Consider the following 18,430-nt stretch of genomic DNA (forward strand, 5'->3'; position numbering starts at 1 on the left):
TGTTTGAAGAGGTTTAGGCTCTGCCCCTCTCAAGGGACCTGATCATGACAGCGCAACGCCTTTCCATCCTTGCCGAACTTGAGCGCAAAGTGCTGTGGCTCGCAATCTGGACGATCCACAATGCCAACCATCTGCGCGACAATGGCGACGGGTTGAAGGTCGGGGGTCATCAAGCGTCTTCGGCCTCGCTGAACACGATCCTGACTGCCCTCTATTTCTCCATTCTGCGACCTGAGGACAGGGTTGCGGTGAAACCGCATGCCAGCCCGATCTTCCACGCAATCCAATATCTGTTCGGCAATCAGACTCGGGAGAAGCTTGAGAATTTTCGCGGCTTCAACGGCGCGCAATCCTATCCATCGCGCACCAAGGACGTCGACGACGTCGATTTCTCCACCGGTTCGGTCGGGCTCGGCGTGGCGCAGACACTTTTCTCCTCGCTGGTGCAGGATTGCATTCGCGCAAAAGGCCTCGGGACCAGCCGTCCCGAAGGCCGCATGGTGGCATTGATCGGCGACGCCGAGATGGATGAAGGCAACATCTTCGAGGCTCTGCTCGAAGGCTGGAAGCATGGTCTTCGCAACACATGGTGGATCGTCGACTACAACCGGCAAAGCCTTGATGCGGTGGTACGCGAGGGACTATGGGCGAGGTTCGAGTCCATGTTTCGCAACTTCGGCTGGGATGTTGTGATCCTGAAACACGGGATGCTTCAACAGGCGGCGTTCGCCGAACCTGGCGGCGAGAAGCTGCGCGAATGGATCGACGCCTGCCCCAACCAACTCTACTCCGCTTTGGCTTTCCAAGGTGGGGTGGCGTGGCGCAAGCGCCTGTTCGATGACCTCGGCGATCAGGGTGACGTCTCACGACTGATCGAGAGACGCAGTGACGATGATCTCGCGCGGCTGATGAGCAATTTGGGTGGCCACGACCTGCCATCGATTCTCGATGCGTTCGAGCAGGCGAGAACGCATGACCGCCCGACCTGCTTTATCGCATACACCATCAAGGGTTTCGGTCTTCCGCTCGCTGGACACAAGGACAACCATGCCGGACTGATGACGCCTACCCAAGTCGATACGCTGCGCAAGTCGATGAAGGTGCGCGAGGGCCGCGAGTGGAGCCCGTTCGAAGGCCTCGCTACACCGGAAGCCACGCTGAGAGACTTTCTTGCCGGCGTGCCGTTTGTGCAGTCCGGCCGCCGCCGCTACATTTCTCCGATCATCGATGTCCCTGAGCGGCTCGAATTCGGCGCCCAACCCTCGATGTCGACGCAGCAGGGTTTCGGGCTGCTGATGCATGAGATCGCCAAGGGCGACACGAAATTCGCCAGCCGTGTTGTAACCACCTCTCCAGACGTAACGGTATCAACCAATCTTGGTGCCTGGGTCAACCGCCGAGGCCTCTTCGCTCGCGAGGAAATGGCCGATCTGTTCAAGGTGGAGCGCATTCCTTCGACATATAACTGGACCTTCTCGCCAAAGGGACAGCATCTGGAACTTGGCATCGCCGAGATGAACCTGTTCATCATGCTGTCGGCACTTGGCCTGTCGCATTCGATTTTCGGTGAGCGCCTGCTGCCAGTGGGTACGCTCTACGATCCGTTCATCGAACGCGGGCTCGATGCGCTGAACTATGCCTGCTATCAGGACGCCCGCTTCATGCTGGTGGCAACGCCGTCTGGCGTTACCCTCGCACCGGAAGGCGGCGCGCACCAGTCGATCGCCACGCCGCTGATTGGCATGGCCCAGGACGGCCTGGCGAGCTTCGAACCTACCTTCGTCGACGAGCTTGCCGTGATAATGCGCTGGTCGTTCGAATACATGCAGCGGTCGGGCGAAACGGAATCGGATAAGGTGACGTGGCTCCGCGACGCAACCGGCGGTTCTGTCTATCTCCGCCTATCCACGCGCTCGATCGAGCAGCCGAAACGCGTCATCACGCCCGAGTTGGAGAACGAGATTCTCAACGGGGCCTACTGGATGCGCAAACCCGGTCCCAATGCTCAGATCGTCGTTGCCTACACCGGCGCAATTGCGCCGGAAGCGATCGAAGCGATAGGCCTGATGGCGGAGGATCGCCGCGACGTAGGCCTTCTCGCCGTGACTTCGGCCGACAGACTCAACGCGGGCTGGACCGCGGCGCAGCGCGCCCGCGACAACGGCCTTTCACAAGCACGCAGCCACATAGAGCGGCTTTTGGAAGGCTTGCCCTCGCATTGCGGCATCGTCAGCGTCATCGACGGCCACCCGGCAGCCTTGGCCTGGCTTGGATCCGTGCACGGTCACCGCACACGCGCGCTGGGTGTTGAGCACTTTGGCCAAACCGGCACCATCGCAGACCTCTACCGCCATTTCGGCATTGATGCTCGTGGCATCGTCGCCGCGGCTGAGGCGCTGACACCTGGCCGACCGATCAGGAATTTGCGGGTGGTCTAGTCGGGTGCCTCGTTTGCCTGTCCGCAGCTCATTGCGCGACCGGATGAAGGTGACCACTGATTATGGCGCGCCGGCGACCCAACAGTTCAAAAACCGCCACGAGTTGACTGGACTGGACTACGCCTGATCATCAAGGGCACGGAAAAAAGGAGGCGCAACAGATAACGTTACTCCATTTGATGGGGTTACGCCGAGCGAAAGACCGCTCGCTGCATTGATGTCGCGGGAAAGACGGGCCCGGTTGCACTGCTATCGCAAAGTTGGTTCTGGGCCTGGGCGCATCCCACCTAAAAGGTTCTTTCTCTAGTGTCCTGTCGAGGTGCGGGCAAGGAATGCCATCCGCAAGAAACTTCGCAGAGCTTGTGTATCGTTCAGATTGGATGTGACTGCGTTGAAAGGCAATTCAGCTCCGGGCGCGAAAATCGGACGGTAGACTACCCCAGCAGATCGCCACTCCGGCATCGATTGCGTTGTCAGACTAAACCCCCTGCCTAAACTTACCATTCCAATCAACATGTCTCTGCCCACGGAAAGATGCTCAACTTTCGGGTCGTATCCCGTATCTGACGATCCACGGGTCAGACACTCGTGGATTACTGTTCCGATGTCACCTTGTCCGCCAAGAAAGCTCATCTCCATCAAATCCCCCCAATGAATCTTCTCCTTGCGCGCCAAACTATTGTTCTCTGGCAGAACAGCAACTACTCGATCCAGCCAAAGCTGGATGACATTGCAGCCAGGCACTTCGGACCAACCCGTCAGCAACGCCACGTCGAGGCGCCGCGCTCGAATCCCGGCTAGTAGATCCTGTACGTCGGCTTCAACCAAGACAGGCTGAGCGCGACGATGCCCCGACACGAAACGACCGAGCAGCGCGGTGACAAAGCTTGCGCCGCATGAAGCATCGAAACCGATCCGAAGCATCCCCCTTCCGGACTCGGCCGCTATGTCTGCCGCTTCGTTAAGTTGCATAAGGGATGCACGAGCCCGTTCAAGAAACGCCCGACCTACCGCCGTGGGCACAACACCACTTGTGCTTCGATCGAATAGGGTCGCACCGAGCTGGTTCTCCAAATCCCGAATGCGTCGGCTGATGGCGGACTGCCGGATATTGAATTTTGTCGCGGTCTGCCGAAAACTGCCGAGGTCTGCCGCCGCGATTGCGTAACGGAGATGGCGGTGCTCAATTTTGCGCATCCACGACCAGCCGTTTGAAGGCTTTGCTTGCAGTTTGCCTGTTTGACCCACGGTTCTGATCAGTCATTCAGCAACCGGCTTAATCGGCTCGTCGTCGCAAAGGACAGTTCCCCCTATTCGATAGATCTGGCGCGTGGTCGTAAGGACTGCGGGCGAGATGTCCACCATGATCCCTATAATCGACATGCCGTCGCATTCTTTCGCGGGACCAAGTCGCTTCGGATTCCAGCCAATCGAGGCAAAACGCTCGTGCCAATAATCTTCGCAGACGATAGTCAAATGGCGGATATGGCGTTGAAGGCATAACTCCACGACGCCACAGCAGATGACACCGGCGGCCTGAGAGGAGCGCCCGGCTTCGCGCAAATGACGAGCGACGAAGAAGCGAGTCCATTCAAAAATATTCTTGCCGCGTTGTGCGCGACCGTTCACCAGTTGCGGGAAAACCTCGCTCATTAAATGAGGTTTAAGACTTGGGATCAGCCTGGAACCCGCGACGACCTGACCTGCGGCCGTGATACCGAGAAGATGGGTCGCATCCACCGTATCAAATGCGTCAATCTCCCGGCCGTCGGGACGCTTCAGCGCTTGCCAGCCACGCTCGCCTACGTAGATCTGATGGCGTAGCTGGAAGTACTGATCGAGTTGCTCCTGATAAGCCACGCAGTTTGCGGCATCAACGACGTGAACCTTGAACATAGCTGGACCCTGATGGATGCGAACAAGGACCATGCGCCTCCCGCTGGCGCCATACTCAGATCTGACGATGGTTCAAAGCTGGATTTCATGCCTGCGAACCGCCTCAACGATTGCCTGCACTATGTTGGCCGTGTCGAGCTTTTGTCTGACGTTGCGTAGATGTGTGTTGACCGTGCACGCCGAAATGCAGAGGATTCTCGAGACTTCCCAAGCCGTCTTCCCCGCCGCGACCCATTGCAGAATTTCACATTCGCGTTTGGAGAGTCTCTGCTTGTGCTTGCGCAAACCGCCGACAAGCCGATGGGCAGCTGAATAGGCATGACGGGCAAGAGCGTGAACGGTGCAGCGCGCCGAGGGCGTCAAGTCAAGCTCGCTGCCTGCAAGCGTTACGGCAGCGTTTTCACCAGACGGGCATTGGATCGGTATGCAGATTCCTTGCCGCAGACCAAACTCCGCAGCCTCGTCCATCACGCGCCGCGCGTTTGCGTCGGTCCGACCTCGGGAAACGTCGCTCCAGAGAAATGGCGCCATCGCGGTTCGACACAAGGCAGCGCATGGATCATGACGATAGTGCTTTGCGGTCATATAATGGTTGTACCAATCGGCTGGCCAACCGTTGACCAGGATATGTTCATCCAGCGCGCCCGTGCTCGGGTTCGGCAAATTGGTGATGAGACAGGCCACGTAGCCATAATTTTGGATGCGCGCGCGCAATTGCCTGATGATTTCCTTGATGCTCATGGCGCTATCCATGAGCGCGGTGGCTTCAAAGATTTCGACGATATCGTGCCGCAGTACGGACTGAGCTGTCTTCGCCATCTCGAGATCGTCCCGACATGTTGAGTTGGCAAAAAATACGTGACTTCCGCTCGATCGCAAGCCGTGTCGCTACGTTTGATTACTATAATAGGTGGCACTAAAGAGAACGGTCTGACTGCCTCACCCGATGAGGCTGAGGTCGGTTTTTGCCCGCAATCTGAGGTTGCTTCGACAAGCGACGAGCTTGTCGCAGGAGCAACTCGCCGATCTTGCCGGGCTTGATCGCAACTATGTCGGCAAGCTCGAGCGCGAAGAGAACTCGCCGACCGTGGACACCATGGAAGTCCTGGCGCTGGCGCTTCAAGTCGATGTCGAAATCCTGATCCGGCGCAGCATCCCACGACGCGCTTGAGCGTCTTCGGAGGGCTATAACAGGTCAGGAAACCGGTTTACGCTTCTCCGTCACCATCAGCAACCGCCCTGTCGCGCGCTTTGGTGTCTTTCACCGGACGATGAATGAGATCTTCGACGCTTGCGCCCAGCGCGCTGGCGATCTTTTCAAGTGAGAGGATGGTGGGGTTACGGCGCCCCGCTTCAAGGCCGCTCAGATACGAGCGCGTGAAGCCAGATCGGAACGAAAGTTCCTCCTGGGACAGCGCTTGTTGCCGCCGAATCCTCTGTACGTTGAGGCCAACAACCACACGTAGATCCATGGCGGCATGGTCGCCATGACGCACACTTTAGGACGACACACTATAGTGCACATTCGTCGTTGACGGCTGCGAGCTTTGCTGCTTTAAATGTCACAAATCGGAACATCATTCCTATATAAGGAACACTCTGTGACAGGCAATCTTTCGTTGGAGCGCGGCCTCGCTGTACTGGATCTGCTCAAGGATACGGATGAGCCGATTGGTGTGCGCGACCTTTCCCGCCGTCTCGACCAGAGCGCTGCGGCAGTGCAGCGCGCCCTGAACACGCTCGCCTCATATGGCTATGTCGAGCAGATTGCGGAGTCGCGGCGCTACCGGCTTGGGCATTCTGTTCTGGCACTGGCGCGGTACATTCTGCGCAAGGACCGCCTCATTGGCTTGGCGGAGACAGAACTCCAGGCCTTGGCCGCTGAAGGTTGCTTCAATGCGTTCCTCGCCGTGAGGCGGGGCGATCGCGGCCTCTATCTCCTGACCGTACAGAGCAAAAGCCCGGTCGTCATTCGATCCTCTCCGGGTGAGACCTTCCCCCTGCACTCCACGGCGCTTGGCAAAGCCCTGTTGATGGAATTGAGCGCCAAGGACGTCATCGGGGTTCTGGGGGAAGGCCCGCTCGAGCGCCTGACGCCAAGAACCGTCACCGAGACCAGCAAGCTCGTGGTCCAGATCAATGCCTCGGAAGGCATCGGTTACACCACGTCGATTGACGAGAATTTTGCCGGTCTGATTGCGATCGGCGCGCCAGTTCGCGACGCGTCGCGCGCAATTGTTGCAGGAATAAGCGTAGCCTATCCCCGCTCGGTCGGGCCGCACGTCGAAATCGCCGAGGTAGGCGAGACGGTCATGGCAGCCGCCACCCGAATTTCCGCCAGCCTTGGCTATCGCGGCGCCACCAGCCATCAGACCGAGGATCCCAGTCATGCTGCTTAACGAACCAAGGCTACGGCAACGGATGACTGACGCCGGGTTGGATGCAGTCGTGGCGACGGCGCCGGAAAACGTTACTTACATGAGCGGATTCTGGGCCCTTCCCCAATGGATTCGCCGTGGTCCGCAAGCCTATGTGGTGTGGCCCGCCTCCAACCGGGGTGCGCCAGAAATCATTACCAGCACAAGCACGCTTGATCTCGTTGCCGACCAAGACGTGGGTGCTGCGAAGGTTCGCCGCTTTGGAGAGTTCCATGCAGAGCTCAGCCCCAATGCGGTCGGCGATCCAGTGGGCCAGGAACACCTCCAGCTTCGCAGGTTGCCGCCACACCGAGATGCCATAGCTGCCCTCGTGGCGGGTTTGGAGGAGGCACGCCTTGGAAATGGTCATATCGGCATTGACGAAACCGGCCTTGCAAGCGGACATCTGGAGGCATTGGCGGCACGTTTGCCAAACGTCAAAATCACGCCGGCGGCGGCGCTGCTGCGCGAAGTTCGCGCGGTCAAGACGGATCACGAGATCGATCGGCTGAGACAGGTCGCTCGAATTGCCGAACGTTCGATCGAGGCCGCGCTTGGTGTTGCCAAGGTAGGCGCGACCGAACTTGATCTCGCGCGCGCGTTTCATGTCCAGACCATCGAAGATGGCGCGTTCCCGGTCCTGGGATGCATCGGTTTTGGCGAGCGCAGCGCGCTCATGAACGTTCAGCCATCTGATCGCAGGTTGCGCATCGGTGAGATCATACGCTTTGACGTCGGTGGTCGATTTCACCATTACCGCGCCGACGTTGCCCGCATCGCAACATTGGGCGAGCCTCCTCCTGAGGCCCGGCGCCTTCACCGGGCCTTGCTGCGCGGAGTCCAACACGCCTGCGAGATCATCCGACCGGGCATCGCCGCATCGCATGTTTTCGGCGAAGTCATGCGCGTCGTTCAGCGCGAAGGAATTCCGCATTACAGGCGCGACCATGTTGGCCACGGCATCGGCCTTGATGGTTATGACGCGCCGACGCTTTCATCGAACAGCAGTGAGGTTCTCGAAGAGGGAATGGTCCTATGCGTGGAGACGCCCTACTACGAAATCGGTCGATGGGGCCTGCAGGTCGAGGATATGCTCGTCGTTCGATCTGGTGGCGTCGAGCGATTGATGGCAACAGACGGCGAAATCATCGCGGTGCCGCTATGAGCCGCGCCACAGGATTTTCCTGCATTCGGTGCGGCACCGTCTTTCCTCCCGATCTACGGATTGACTCCCGAGGCTGCCCCATTTGTGTTTCCGTCGCGCCTGCCAATCTGAGAGTGGCTTACAATTGTCAGACGCTCGCACCTCACGGTGAGACACCGCAAAACCAGCTTCCTTCATTGTGGCGTTACGCGGACATGCTTCCTTGCGCGTCCAGAGACGCAATATCCCTTGGCGAGGGTCTGACACCGCTCCTGCCTGCGACGACGATAGGCAGCGCGCTTGGCGTTCAAAATCTTCTTATCAAGGACGAAGGTCGAAACCCGACATGGTCTCACAAGGATCGTTTCTCGACCGTCGCGGTATCAATGGCGCGTTTAGCCGGGGCGCGGGTTATTGCCACGGCCTCCTCGGGAAACGCCGGCGCCTCACTTGCCGCCTACGCCGCACGGGCAGGTTTGCGATGCGTCGTCGTCACATTCGCGGGAACCGCCGGCGCGATGCTGGCGCAGATCAAGAAATATGGTGCCAAAATTGTCCCAATGGCCGACAAATCCCAACGCTGGCCTTTGCTCGCGGCAGGCGTCGAGCGCCTTGGATGGTTTGCCACCTCGCCATTTCAGGCACCGGTCGTTGGCAGCCATCCCGCGGGGATAGAGGGTTACAAGACACTTGCCTATGAGATCTTCGAGCAGACGCATGGCTCGATGCCTGATTGGTGCGTCTTGCCGGTCTGCTACGGCGATGCCCTTGCAGGACTGTTCCAAGGTTTCACCGACCTTCTCGAGCAGGGAAAAATCGAACGCATTCCTCGCCTTGCTGCCGCCGAGATACATGGCTCCCTGTCTGAAGCGCTCGCCAACAAGACAGACTTGATTGCGGAAGCTCCGGCCGCGTTCGAAACGCTGGCAGTGTCGATGGGAACCACGCGAAGTACCTTCCAGGCGTTGCGAGCGCTTCGTCTTTCGGGCGGCACCGCTGTACGCGTCGGCAACCCCGGGCTTATTGACCTGCAGCGACAACTGGCGGCCAGCGAGGGTATCTTTGCCGAGCTTGCTTCGGTCACGCCTCTCGCAGCGATTGAAACTCTGAGGCGGCAGGGGATCATCGTCTCTTCCGATCGCGTGGTTGCGATCATCACGGCAAGTGGCCTGAAGGATCTCGATCGGTCGACAGTGCCGGAAGATCGGCAGCCCGTGTTTGGAACTGCCGGAGAAGCCTGGGAGCATTTGCTTAAAGACGAGGACCACAGTTCCTCGCGATATGAAGCCGCCTGATTCAATCTCAGCCGGACGATCTTGCTGCATCAATGGCGCATGCCGGATCAGGGCATCCATTCGTTGCATCCGAGCAGACCAAACACAGGGTCGGCTTGAAAGGGCGCAACTGATGCCGGCAACAAATCAGCCACTACAAACAGGGAGAAGTTCTGTGATTTCGAGATTTATCATCCCCTGCATAGCAGCAATTTTTATCGCCGCCACTGCTATGGCAAAGGAAACAATTACCGTCGGAATAACCCCTACCGGAGTGCCATTCACATTCGTTGATGCAGCAACGCAAAAGCCAACTGGTGCGATGGTCGACCTTGCCACGGCCATCGCGGCGGACATCGGAGCGGATGTCCAATTTCAGATCAATGCCTTTCCTGCTCTGATCCCCGCACTGACGACCGGCAAGATCAACCTCATCTCCGCCAGCATGTTCGTGACCGCCAAGCGCCAGGAAATTATCGACTTCAGCATTCCGGTCTACGCCTATGGGGAAGCGATGTTTGTCGCCGCTGGCGACAGCAATGATTATACGATCGATCAACTCAAGGGCCAGGATGTCGGCGCACAAATCGGCTCGACATATGCCGACGCCTTGCAGGCGTTAGGCGTGTTCGGCCAGGTAAAGCTTTATGACTCGATCGCCGACATGATGCGTGACGTCGTTCTAGGGCGCATCAAGGCTGGCTTCGGCGACAGGCCCATCGTGGCGTACCAGATTTCGCGAAATCCCAAGCTTGGTGTTCGTCTTGTAGGCGGCTATCGACCGTTGAACGAGGGTAAGGTTGCCCTGGCGGTGGCCAAGAACAATTCGCAGCTTTTGAACGAGGTGAACACTTCGATAGCCAAGTTTGAGAAGAACGGCGAACTGGCGAAAATCCTGTCCAAATATGGCCTTTGAGGCGATCCATCCGCCAGCGATGGGACAGCCAATTGGTCGATCAGACCGAACGCTGATCTGGGAGGTGAAACTCGGTATTCGGAAAGGCAGGCCATGAGCACATTCGTTACAAACGCAACAGAATATCTGCCCATTCTACTTCGCGGTGTCTGGCTGACGGTGCTGACCACGACGCTTGCATTATGTCTTGCGACAGCTCTGGGGCTGGTGTGGGCGATAATGAGAACGTCAGGAATCAGCTCCCTCTCCGTCCCGGCGCGCTTTCTCGTTGAGTTCCTGCGCGGCATCCCGCTGTTGGTCGTGTTGTTTTATATCTACTTCGTCGCACCCGACATAGGCATCAACCTGACCGCGCTCCAGGCTGGCGTGCTCGGTCTGGGTCTGGCCCATTCTTGCTATCTTGGCGAAACGTTCCGGGCCGGAATTGAAGCAGTCGACAAGGGACAGATTGAAGCAGCAAAATCGATCGGCATGCGCCGGCCTTTGATGATGCGCCGTGTCGTGCTTCCACAGGCATTGCGGATCGTGTTGCCCCCGTACGCCAACAACATGGTGATGCTCCTAAAAGATTCATCGCTTGTGTCGGTTATCTCGGTGCAGGAACTGACCATGCAGGGAAAGATGCTGGCATCGTCAACCTTCGACAATATGACCGTCTTTACCCTTGTAGCCGCTCTCTATCTTTGCCTGACGATCCCTTTGAATTTCCTTATGCGGCGCGTTGAGATCCACATGGAGCAGGCGGGATGATTGCGTTTGACAACGTGCATAAATCGTTCGGCCGCCACGAAGTTCTCAGAGGTATAGATGCAGAAATCGCCAAGGGTCAGGTCGTATGCCTGATAGGTCCATCGGGATCGGGCAAGTCGACACTTCTGCGTTGTGTAAACGGGCTGGAAGACTACCAGCGCGGTCGCATCAGCATCGACGGCGTCGTTGTCGACGCGGCCTCGCCAGACCTCCACTCAATCTGCACCCGTGTATCGATGGTCTTTCAAAAGTTTAACCTGTTTCCGCATCGCACGGCCCTGGAGAACGTCATGGAGGGCCCCGTCTATGTGTTGAAGGAAGACAGGCAAGAGGTCCGTGAGCGGGCCATGGCGCTTCTGAACCGTGTGGGACTCGCGGAAAAGACCAATTCATATCCCTCGTCGCTGTCCGGTGGCCAACAGCAGCGCGTTGCCATCGCACGCGCCCTGGCAATGCGGCCGCAGGCCATTCTCTTCGACGAGCCCACATCTGCTCTCGACCCGGAGATGGTGGGCGAGGTGCTGCAGGTGATGCGTGTCCTTGCCGACGAAGACATGACGATGCTCGTGGTCACGCACGAAATCCAGTTCGCCCGCGAAGTATCCGATAGAGTGCTCTTCCTCGATGGAGGTCGCATCGTTGAGCAAGGTCCCGCCGGGGAGATCCTTCGCGATCCGAAGCATGACCGTACCCGTGATTTTCTGCGGCGCGTGACGCACCCCATGTGAGAATCAAAGACAGGTGGCCCTTGAAGCCGATGGGGCTCCCGCAGCTTCCCAACAATCGCTGTCGCGATCATGCCTGATCTCTCAGCACCGATTGCAACGTTCGCCGGTTCCACGAAAATCGCGTCCAGGCAGTCTCCGCGGCGGGTCTGATCTGGTCGATGTGGGTTGGCTCAAGGGGCAACGCCAGAGGCCAGCCCTGCAAGGTGGCGAGCCAATCCTCGTTGTAGACTGTGTCGGCGTGGCGATGCCCCTCATCAGGCATGATTGCGACGGTGGCTGCTCCGGGGTTCTTTCGGGCAAACCAATCGGCGACCAAAGCGGCTGCCCCGCTCGTCGGCCCCATGAAAACGCCATGCGTTCGAAACAGCTCATGAGACTTTGCATAGGCTGGCAAGGCCCCCACCCAGTGAACCTCATCGATCATGTCGTGCCTGACGTTCTGCGGAAGGACGCTGTTGCCCAGCCCACGCAGCATACGCCGCCCGACAGGCTGGCCGAAAAGGATGCTCCTGTGCGTATCGACCGCCACGATCCGGATTTCTGGAAACAGCTCGCGTAGAAAACCACCGGTACCGCACAGGGATCCCCCCGTCCCCACACAGCCAACCAGGCAGTCAATCCGGCCAAAGGAACGCACCACCATGTCGGCAAGGCGCGCATAGGCAAGCCGGTTGTCGGGACTGTCGTATTGCCGCGGCCAATAGGTACCTGGCTGTTGCAACAGGATCTGCTGAAGATGGTCAAGACGGCCAGGTTGATTGCCGTCTCCCTTCGGATCGGCAATCGCCACGACTTTTGCCCCCAGCTGCTCGAGGCGCCGCGTGAGCTTGATGTCGATCAGGCTTGAGGCGGTAACAAGCGTAAGACCATAGCCGCGGGCGGCGGCCAGCATAGCAATGGCGAGGCCGAAAGTGCCGGATGTCGTTTCGACAATATGGCCGCCTCGCGCAATGCCGCCGGTGGCTTCCGCACGATCGACCATGAAACGCGCCGGCATCAGCTTCATCAGCGAGAAACAGGCTGCGTTCAGATTGGGCGCAAGCCTTGCGAACCGCGGCGTTTCGAAGGCACGCAGGTAATCTCCATCTTGCGTCATTGGAGCACCGCACCTTCCGCGTTGAGCGAAAACATCTGAACATCGGCGAAACCTGTGTCGGTCGCTGTCTTCGCGATTTCACCGGCACGCAAAGCGGCCTTTGGCGCGTTCGCATCCAGGAGGATGCCGATCAAAGTGCCGCTGTGCGCGACCTGAACTCCGCAGGCGCCAAACCACTGAGACAATGCAAGCACCGTATCAAAATGGGCCTTGGGCAAATGTCTCTGGCTTATGCAAGCGCTCACCGTCGCAACCCGACCAAGCAACATCGGATCCTGCAGCCGGACAGAACGATGAGCCAAACCTCGAAGCGCCCGAAACGTCTCGATTTCCTCGCTGTCATAGCGGGCTCGGCGCATCCCCAGAGTGTCTACGGGCTGGTCCGCGGCGCCGCGGAACCCAACAACGAAAAGAGGCGGAAATTCTCCGCCGAAATGTTCGATTGGACGGCCTTCCCGGTGCGCAAAGAGGATCGCCTGATCCTGGTAAGCTATGGCATCGCTGGCGCCTTCAGCCGCTACCGCCAATCGGGCAACCGTTGACTGACGAAGTGTCGTTCCTGCGGAAGCGGCAACGGCGCGGATCGTGGCTGTCACGTCGGCCGTGGATGAGCCGTAGCCGTGTCCGATCAAGATCGCGCTCTCGATCGTGAGATCGCCACCCTGTCCGCCTAGGCCCAAGTGACCAAGCGTCAGTTCCGCGGCCCGAGCTGCCTTGGTCCTGCTCTCTGGACGCGTTCGGATGCCACCCTCCTTTCGTGGCCAGAAAGTGACCGTCGATTCTTGCGAAGGCAGCGGAAGCGTGACGAGGCCCCTGTGAAGACGCCCCTCCCCGTCCTCAAAAACGCCTTGCAAAAGCTCGCCGTGGTGGGCGCTAGCCCGAGCTGTACCCACGGAAAGCGGGCGACGCCGCTTGCCTTCCGCATCCGCGATAATTTTCCCGAAAATGGATTTGCCCTTGCCTTTGTCGAGTTTCGACATCACGACATCTCCTTCGCTGGAGGCATCGCCGAATAATGCTTTGGACTGCCAGCGTTCGTCTTTCACCAATTCTAGGTATTTTACTTGGTGCAAATTTGAACGCTGGTGGCTTACCCGAGAGCATCGGCGATTCAGGGACGGCTACTCGCAGATGCGCCTTGAGCCGGAGCGGGAGCGCGACGCCTTCGTCAGTCTCCGATATCGGGAGTGCTAACGGCGACGCCAGGCGCTGGGAGGTCCGCGATATCGCCCAAGCGCATCAGATCCGACAGTGCGACACGAAGTTGCGGCCAGGGGAATTCGGAACAATCCTCGCACGATTGCCCTGTTTCGAGCATGACCGCCAGTTTCGCGCAGACACCCGGATTGGACTGCGCCGGCGCGCCCCATAAGCCGGCGGCAAGTTTCTGTTCCTCCTTTGCGGCCGCCTCCTCCTCCCGTTTTGCCGCGGTATAGCCGACGAGGGCCTGCGACACGGCGGTTTGCCGCGCTGGGTATTTAGAGGCTTAGGGAAGGCCTCGACGATCTTCCGAGCAGCGACGAATGCTTCACCAAAGGCGTCGAACGAATTGAGCTTTCGCGATCAAACGACGGCAGCAACGAGCTCTCTTTCTTTCTCGATTCTATCGCCAAGGTTCACGGCTGACTTCCATGGGTTGAGGTGCGCCTAGGCAGGCTTCAGGCGAGTGGTTAGTATCGATAGTTCCGCCTTGCACTTCGGCGGATGTGAATGACGTCGGTGTCTCTTGGGTTCGTCGGCTGCGATTTCCGGTCTTGTGCAACCGGTGCGCTTTCCTGTAGCGAGGTCACTGACACAGGCGGGGGCCACAGACACTGAGAGCACTTGAGAGGGTTGACCAAATGCCTGAAGATCTTACAGAGTCCGGCGCAGATTTGCTGGCGATGACCGCCGACATCGTGTCCGCCTATGTCAGCAACAACCCGCTTCCGGTGTCCGAACTCGCTCGCGTGATTTCTGATACCTATGCAGCGGTCAGCAAGCTGCAGGGAGCACCTCAAACCCAGCCGGAAGAGAAGTCCGCACCCGCTGTCCCGATCAAGAAATCGGTGATGCCGGACTTCATCATCTGCCTTGAAGACGGCAAGAAGTTCAAATCGCTCAAGCGGCACATCGGCACCCACTATAATCTCACGCCGGATGCGTATCGCTCAAAATGGAGCCTGCCGTCCGATTATCCGATGGTTGCTCCGAACTACGCCGCTGAGCGGTCTCGGCTGGCGAAGGCGATCGGTCTGGGACGGAAGGCCGCGGCACCTGAACCCGAGGCGCCGCCCGCGCCGGCACCGGCGAAGCGCCGCAAAATCGGCATCAAGACGACCTGACGTCCGGGACTGTCGCCGATAGCGGATGGTTTGTCTGAGACGGCAGCGGCGGCCGGCATCTCCGTGTTTCCCCGTCAACGCAGGAAGGCGCGATTTTCTGAAATCACGCCGTGACTCTGGGAGGCGCCACTGACCCGGTTTGCTTCAGTGGTCCTGCCTTCAACCACCCTCCGAACGCCTTGCCCTGGCGAAGCCTCGATCCGTCGCCATGAACCGCGCCAACATCGCAACGATGAGGCGCGGCGCATCGGTGGGCCTTTGCCCCGCATCGCGGCCGAGGATTTCGGCGTAAGCGGTCAGGTCACGATGTAATGAAGCGGGGAGTTCCACCATCACCTTAACAGGTTTATCGTCGGCGATTGGCCCAAGTTTCAGCTTGGTCATTTTCAGCCTCCGTAAGGTTCAAGCACGAGATCGCGCGTGACGATAACGCGCACCGGGAATCCCGGTCGGATGGTGAGCGTCGGCGCTATGTTGAGCTGCCGCTGGACGATCTGCTGACCTGTCTGGCTGATGCTGTCGGAAGCACCCTGGCGCAGAGCGCGCGTGATGTCGCTCTCCTGGCTCGATGAGCCTGCTTGCGCCCCGATGCTCAGAACCGTGGAAAGTGCTGCAGCCTTGAACAGCTCGCCCCAATGATAATCGACGCCATCCTCGAGGCCAGCATAGCCCTCGGCGTCCGCGCCAGGTTCACGTTCCAGAACGAAGGATCGGCCGTTGGGAAAAATCAGCCTGGTCCAGACCAGCAACACGCGACGCTGGCCGAAGCCGACGCCATTGTCATACTGGCCGATGAGGCGCGTCCCCTGCGGAACGAGAAGGACGTGGCCGGTGGGGCTGTCATAGACATTCTCCGTCACCTGGGCGGTAATCTGGCCCGGCAGGTCGGAGCGAATGCCGGTGATGAGGGCGGCCGCGATGACCGCGCCAGCCTGCAGGACGTTTTTCGACACCGGCGCCACGACGCGATCAGGTGAGACGGTGCGTTTGTCCGGCGGCTGATCGAGGAATGCGCGCTGGCGGTCCTGCGCCGAGGGCGTCGCTGGCTGCGGCGCAAGGCCAAGGTTGGAGAGGTCGGGCCGTGGCGTGGCGTCTGTCCCAGGCCGAGCGACGGTCGCGTCACTTGCGGGCCGCGTTTGCGTGGACGCAAACAGTCGCGCGGTCCTCGCCGCTTCCAGTTCCTGCTCCCGGCGCTGCTCCTCCGGGTCCGGTCCCACGGGGCCTGTCGACAGGGCGGGGCCGCTATTCTGTGCGGCGAGGATCGGGCGGCCGAGATCGCCGGGAAGCGGCGGGCCAAGCTTGGGAATGCCCGCATAGTCCTTCGGCAGGCCCGCGAGCCCATCGGGCGTCGAACGATTGTCGGTCGAATACAGCTCCTGCCCCTGGCCTTGCTGACGGTTCTGAAGCGCGTAAATCAGCGCACCGCCGACAGCGAGGCTTGCCGCGAGCCCCAATCCGGCAAGCGCCTTGCGAGACACACGTGTTACGCGCGGCGGCTCGGCGCGCAGCCGCATGGCCGCGGCCGGCTCGCCGGTCAACGGCAAGGAACCATTATCGGCCAGGGCCTCCGGCCACGCGTCCTCCACCGGCCCCCGGCCCTCTTCCTTCCCGGGATCCAATCCTTCGCTCATGATGGCGACCCTCCGCTGTCTCCTCGCAGGTTCGTGGCGCGAGGGGTCTCACCAGGGCCACGCATCCATGAAAATCGACTGCTCCCCACCCCATCGGTGCGGGAGATGCGGATGCGCTGCTGGTTCTTGCCGGCGCCGAACCGCAACTCGGCGGCGGCAAACAACCGGTCGACGATCATGTAGTTGCCGCGCACGCGATAGTTCACCAGCTCGGACGTGTCGCCTTCCGGCCCGACCACGAAGAGTGGCGGCATCTCGCCCTGACCGATGCCCCGCGGGAACTCGATGAACGCCTGCCTGCCATCGTCGAAGGCGCGTAGCGGGCGCCACGGTGCGCGATCGCCTGTCACCTCGTAGCGGAAATTGACGCGCGACAGATCGATGCCTGTCGAGACCGGCTGCGCGGCCTCAGCCTGCTGGTTCTGACGGCGCAAGGCGATCAGCTGGTCCTGCGGGTATTGCCAGGAAACCGATGCCATATAGGTCGACGGTGTCGAGCGCAGTTCCATGTGATAGGTGCGCCGATCGGTGTTGATGACGAGATTGGTTGTCAGCTCCGCCCGCGTCGGTTTGACGAGGATGTGGACTTGCGTGGTCCCACCAATACCGCTCTCGGTATCGCCGATGATCCAGCGCACAGTGTCGCCAGCGGCGACGGGACCGGAGCCGACGAGTTGTTCGCCGGGTTGCAGGGCGATGTCGGTGATCTGCCCAGGCGAGGCATAGACCTGATAGAGCGCGCCATCGATGAAGGGATAGACCTGCATCGAGTTGATGAAGCCATTGCGGACAGGCTGGATGCGCGCGGCGGCGTTGGCGAGATTCACGCGCGCCGTCGGATCGGTCGGTTCCGGCTGGGGCTTCGCGTCCCTCCCGACCGGCTTCAACTGACCGGGAAGCGGTAGCGGCTTTGACAGCTCGACCACCTTGACGGGCGCGGGCGGATCGACGGCCTGCACGGCCGGGATCGGATCGTCATAGGAAATCTCCGGCGGCTTCTGCCTGGTGGCACAGCCTGCAAGCGCCGAAGTGCAAAGCAGAAGTGCTGGAAAGGCTATCTTGCGGAAGGCCGGCACTGCGTGGATGAGGAACGTTGGACATCCCCAGTGGGTGGCTTTGCAGGGTGCGGGCGTCATTGTCCAAGCTCCTTCGACCAGTTGACGGCGTTGATGTAGATGCCGAGCGGGTTCTTCCTCAGCGTGTCGGCGTCGCGCGGGGGCTGCACGACAATGGTGAGAATGGCGGACCAGCGATCCGTGGAAGCGAGTGATCCGTCTTGATAGCGGCGTTCGACCCAGGCGGTGCGGAAGCTCACTGGGGATGCGCGGATGACCGACGAGACGTCGACGGCAACCTGCTGTTTGCCGACCTTGGTGAACGGGTCATTGCCGCGCGCATAGTCGTTGAGCGCCAGCGCCCCGCCTTGTGTCGTGAAGTCATAGGCGCGCAGCCAGTTCTGCCGCAGGATGATCGGATCGGCGGGGATCGACCTCACCTGTTCGATGAAGTGCGCCAGGTAGAAAGCAACCTGCGGATCGTTGGGCTGATAGTCGGCGACCGCCGGCGCCACAGCCTGCGCCTGGCCGAGACGATCGACCTGCACCACCCAGGGCACGATCGAACCATTAGCGGACTGCCAGATGAGTGCAGTGGAGACCCCGGCGGCGAGCGCCAGGCAACCGAAGGCCATGATACGCCAATTGCGCGCTTGCACGCGAGCCGAACCGATGCGCTCGTCCCAGACCTGGGCAGCGCGTTGGTAGGGCGTCTCGGGCTGTGGGGATCTGCCGTAATGCGTGGACGGTCGTTTGAACAT

20 protein-coding genes are annotated in these 18,430 nt (G+C 59.9%); 9 read left to right on the forward strand and 11 right to left on the reverse strand.

Annotation, left to right across the window (positions count from 1 at the left end; genetic code table 11):
- Positions 1 to 44 precede the first annotated feature (44 nt).
- Positions 45 to 2,438 carry a transketolase-like TK C-terminal-containing protein gene (locus tag C8D77_RS30130; RefSeq protein ID WP_109671107.1) on the forward strand — a complete coding sequence of 798 codons (2,394 nt, stop codon included), beginning with the start codon at positions 45 to 47 and terminating at the stop codon, positions 2,436 to 2,438.
- 303 nt (positions 2,439 to 2,741) lie between these two features.
- Here the strand turns inward: C8D77_RS30130 and C8D77_RS30135 are convergent, their stop codons facing one another.
- From C8D77_RS30135 to C8D77_RS30145, 3 genes are all read right to left on the reverse strand, one after another.
- Positions 2,742 to 3,635, reverse strand: coding sequence for a LysR family transcriptional regulator (locus C8D77_RS30135; protein WP_109671110.1), 894 nt, complete (start codon positions 3,633 to 3,635; stop codon positions 2,742 to 2,744).
- 63 nt (positions 3,636 to 3,698) lie between these two features.
- Positions 3,699 to 4,334 (reverse strand): acyl-homoserine-lactone synthase, encoded by a 636-nt coding sequence (locus tag C8D77_RS30140; RefSeq protein WP_109671192.1) that lies wholly within the window; start codon positions 4,332 to 4,334, stop codon positions 3,699 to 3,701.
- 72 nt (positions 4,335 to 4,406) lie between these two features.
- Positions 4,407 to 5,153: a helix-turn-helix transcriptional regulator gene (locus C8D77_RS30145; protein WP_109671113.1), complete on the reverse strand. Its 747-nt coding sequence runs from the start codon at positions 5,151 to 5,153 to the stop codon at positions 4,407 to 4,409.
- Positions 5,154 to 5,280: 127 nt separating this feature from the next.
- On the opposite strand from C8D77_RS30145, the gene C8D77_RS30150 reads away from it, so the two are divergent.
- Complete coding sequence (locus tag C8D77_RS30150) at positions 5,281 to 5,505, forward strand: helix-turn-helix domain-containing protein (protein WP_109671115.1); 225 nt, start codon at positions 5,281 to 5,283, stop codon at positions 5,503 to 5,505.
- Positions 5,506 to 5,542: 37 nt separating this feature from the next.
- On the opposite strand, the gene C8D77_RS30155 is transcribed toward C8D77_RS30150, so the two are convergent.
- Complete coding sequence (locus tag C8D77_RS30155; RefSeq protein ID WP_109671118.1) at positions 5,543 to 5,806, reverse strand: helix-turn-helix domain-containing protein; 264 nt, start codon at positions 5,804 to 5,806, stop codon at positions 5,543 to 5,545.
- A gap of 147 nt (positions 5,807 to 5,953) precedes the next feature.
- Between C8D77_RS30155 and C8D77_RS30160 the strand changes: the two genes are divergently transcribed.
- The 6 genes from C8D77_RS30160 to C8D77_RS30185 all read left to right on the forward strand — a co-directional run bounded on the left by C8D77_RS30160 (position 5,954) and on the right by C8D77_RS30185 (position 11,563).
- Positions 5,954 to 6,733 (forward strand): IclR family transcriptional regulator, encoded by a 780-nt coding sequence (locus C8D77_RS30160; RefSeq protein ID WP_245462988.1) that lies wholly within the window; start codon positions 5,954 to 5,956, stop codon positions 6,731 to 6,733.
- Positions 6,723 to 7,916 carry a M24 family metallopeptidase gene (locus C8D77_RS30165; RefSeq protein WP_109671124.1) on the forward strand — a complete coding sequence of 398 codons (1,194 nt, stop codon included), beginning with the start codon at positions 6,723 to 6,725 and terminating at the stop codon, positions 7,914 to 7,916. Before C8D77_RS30160 ends, C8D77_RS30165 begins: the two co-directional genes overlap by 11 nt.
- Positions 7,917 to 8,110: 194 nt before the next feature.
- Positions 8,111 to 9,190, forward strand: a complete 1,080-nt coding sequence (locus tag C8D77_RS30170; RefSeq protein WP_342770061.1) for a pyridoxal-phosphate dependent enzyme — start codon at positions 8,111 to 8,113, stop codon at positions 9,188 to 9,190.
- Positions 9,191 to 9,344: 154 nt separating this feature from the next.
- Positions 9,345 to 10,085, forward strand: a complete 741-nt coding sequence (locus C8D77_RS30175) for an ABC transporter substrate-binding protein (protein ID WP_245951917.1) — start codon at positions 9,345 to 9,347, stop codon at positions 10,083 to 10,085.
- A 93-nt stretch (positions 10,086 to 10,178) separates the two neighbouring features.
- Positions 10,179 to 10,835 carry an amino acid ABC transporter permease gene (locus C8D77_RS30180; protein ID WP_109671132.1) on the forward strand — a complete coding sequence of 219 codons (657 nt, stop codon included), beginning with the start codon at positions 10,179 to 10,181 and terminating at the stop codon, positions 10,833 to 10,835.
- Positions 10,832 to 11,563, forward strand: coding sequence for an amino acid ABC transporter ATP-binding protein (locus tag C8D77_RS30185; RefSeq protein ID WP_109671135.1), 732 nt, complete (start codon positions 10,832 to 10,834; stop codon positions 11,561 to 11,563). Before C8D77_RS30180 ends, C8D77_RS30185 begins: the two co-directional genes overlap by 4 nt.
- 67 nt (positions 11,564 to 11,630) lie before the next feature.
- On the opposite strand, the gene C8D77_RS30190 is transcribed toward C8D77_RS30185, so the two are convergent.
- The 3 genes from C8D77_RS30190 to C8D77_RS30200 all read right to left on the reverse strand — a co-directional run bounded on the left by C8D77_RS30190 (position 11,631) and on the right by C8D77_RS30200 (position 14,115).
- Positions 11,631 to 12,659: a cysteine synthase family protein gene (locus tag C8D77_RS30190; protein WP_109671138.1), complete on the reverse strand. Its 1,029-nt coding sequence runs from the start codon at positions 12,657 to 12,659 to the stop codon at positions 11,631 to 11,633.
- Positions 12,656 to 13,705 (reverse strand): GHMP family kinase ATP-binding protein, encoded by a 1,050-nt coding sequence (locus tag C8D77_RS30195; protein ID WP_245951918.1) that lies wholly within the window; start codon positions 13,703 to 13,705, stop codon positions 12,656 to 12,658. The genes C8D77_RS30190 and C8D77_RS30195 overlap by 4 nt, the downstream gene beginning before the upstream one ends.
- 122 nt (positions 13,706 to 13,827) lie before the next feature.
- The gene (locus C8D77_RS30200) at positions 13,828 to 14,115 is read right to left on the reverse strand and encodes a hypothetical protein (RefSeq protein ID WP_109671141.1); all 288 of its coding nucleotides are present in this window, start codon (positions 14,113 to 14,115) and stop codon (positions 13,828 to 13,830) included.
- 385 nt (positions 14,116 to 14,500) lie between these two features.
- Between C8D77_RS30200 and C8D77_RS30205 the strand changes: the two genes are divergently transcribed.
- The gene (locus C8D77_RS30205; RefSeq protein ID WP_109671143.1) at positions 14,501 to 14,983 is read left to right on the forward strand and encodes a Ros/MucR family transcriptional regulator; all 483 of its coding nucleotides are present in this window, start codon (positions 14,501 to 14,503) and stop codon (positions 14,981 to 14,983) included.
- Positions 14,984 to 15,142: 159 nt separating this feature from the next.
- Here C8D77_RS30205 and C8D77_RS30210 read toward each other — a convergent pair whose 3' ends face one another.
- From C8D77_RS30210 to trbF, 4 genes are read right to left on the reverse strand one after another with little or no spacing between them, the layout of a single operon-like run.
- Positions 15,143 to 15,367, reverse strand: a complete 225-nt coding sequence (locus C8D77_RS30210) for a DUF2274 domain-containing protein (RefSeq protein WP_109671145.1) — start codon at positions 15,365 to 15,367, stop codon at positions 15,143 to 15,145.
- Positions 15,368 to 15,369: 2 nt separating this feature from the next.
- Positions 15,370 to 16,614 carry a TraB/TrbI/VirB10 family type IV secretion system protein gene (locus C8D77_RS30215; protein ID WP_109671147.1) on the reverse strand — a complete coding sequence of 415 codons (1,245 nt, stop codon included), beginning with the start codon at positions 16,612 to 16,614 and terminating at the stop codon, positions 15,370 to 15,372.
- The gene (gene trbG, locus C8D77_RS30220) at positions 16,611 to 17,750 is read right to left on the reverse strand and encodes a P-type conjugative transfer protein TrbG (protein WP_245462985.1); all 1,140 of its coding nucleotides are present in this window, start codon (positions 17,748 to 17,750) and stop codon (positions 16,611 to 16,613) included. The genes C8D77_RS30215 and trbG overlap by 4 nt, the downstream gene beginning before the upstream one ends.
- The gene (gene trbF, locus C8D77_RS30225) at positions 17,747 to 18,430 is read right to left on the reverse strand and encodes a conjugal transfer protein TrbF (RefSeq protein WP_109671150.1); all 684 of its coding nucleotides are present in this window, start codon (positions 18,428 to 18,430) and stop codon (positions 17,747 to 17,749) included. The genes trbG and trbF overlap by 4 nt, the downstream gene beginning before the upstream one ends.

The organism is Mesorhizobium loti, assembly GCF_003148495.1.
GTDB lineage: Bacteria > Pseudomonadota > Alphaproteobacteria > Rhizobiales > Rhizobiaceae > Mesorhizobium > Mesorhizobium loti.

Coding starts and splice junctions, on each gene's coding strand:
- C8D77_RS30130 (WP_109671107.1), top strand. CDS start 45: ATGACAGCGCAACGCCTTTCCATCCTTGCCGAACTTGAGCGCAAAGTG.
- C8D77_RS30135 (WP_109671110.1), bottom strand. CDS start 3,635: ATGCGCAAAATTGAGCACCGCCATCTCCGTTACGCAATCGCGGCGGCA.
- C8D77_RS30140 (WP_109671192.1), bottom strand. CDS start 4,334: ATGTTCAAGGTTCACGTCGTTGATGCCGCAAACTGCGTGGCTTATCAG.
- C8D77_RS30145 (WP_109671113.1), bottom strand. CDS start 5,153: ATGGCGAAGACAGCTCAGTCCGTACTGCGGCACGATATCGTCGAAATC.
- C8D77_RS30150 (WP_109671115.1), top strand. CDS start 5,281: ATGAGGCTGAGGTCGGTTTTTGCCCGCAATCTGAGGTTGCTTCGACAA.
- C8D77_RS30155 (WP_109671118.1), bottom strand. CDS start 5,806: ATGGATCTACGTGTGGTTGTTGGCCTCAACGTACAGAGGATTCGGCGG.
- C8D77_RS30165 (WP_109671124.1), top strand. CDS start 6,723: ATGCTGCTTAACGAACCAAGGCTACGGCAACGGATGACTGACGCCGGG.
- C8D77_RS30170 (WP_342770061.1), top strand. CDS start 8,111: ATGCTTCCTTGCGCGTCCAGAGACGCAATATCCCTTGGCGAGGGTCTG.
- C8D77_RS30180 (WP_109671132.1), top strand. CDS start 10,179: ATGAGCACATTCGTTACAAACGCAACAGAATATCTGCCCATTCTACTT.
- C8D77_RS30185 (WP_109671135.1), top strand. CDS start 10,832: ATGATTGCGTTTGACAACGTGCATAAATCGTTCGGCCGCCACGAAGTT.
- C8D77_RS30190 (WP_109671138.1), bottom strand. CDS start 12,659: ATGACGCAAGATGGAGATTACCTGCGTGCCTTCGAAACGCCGCGGTTC.
- C8D77_RS30205 (WP_109671143.1), top strand. CDS start 14,501: ATGCCTGAAGATCTTACAGAGTCCGGCGCAGATTTGCTGGCGATGACC.
- C8D77_RS30210 (WP_109671145.1), bottom strand. CDS start 15,367: ATGACCAAGCTGAAACTTGGGCCAATCGCCGACGATAAACCTGTTAAG.
- C8D77_RS30215 (WP_109671147.1), bottom strand. CDS start 16,614: ATGAGCGAAGGATTGGATCCCGGGAAGGAAGAGGGCCGGGGGCCGGTG.
- trbG (WP_245462985.1), bottom strand. CDS start 17,750: ATGACGCCCGCACCCTGCAAAGCCACCCACTGGGGATGTCCAACGTTC.
- trbF (WP_109671150.1), bottom strand. CDS start 18,430: ATGTTCAAACGACCGTCCACGCATTACGGCAGATCCCCACAGCCCGAG.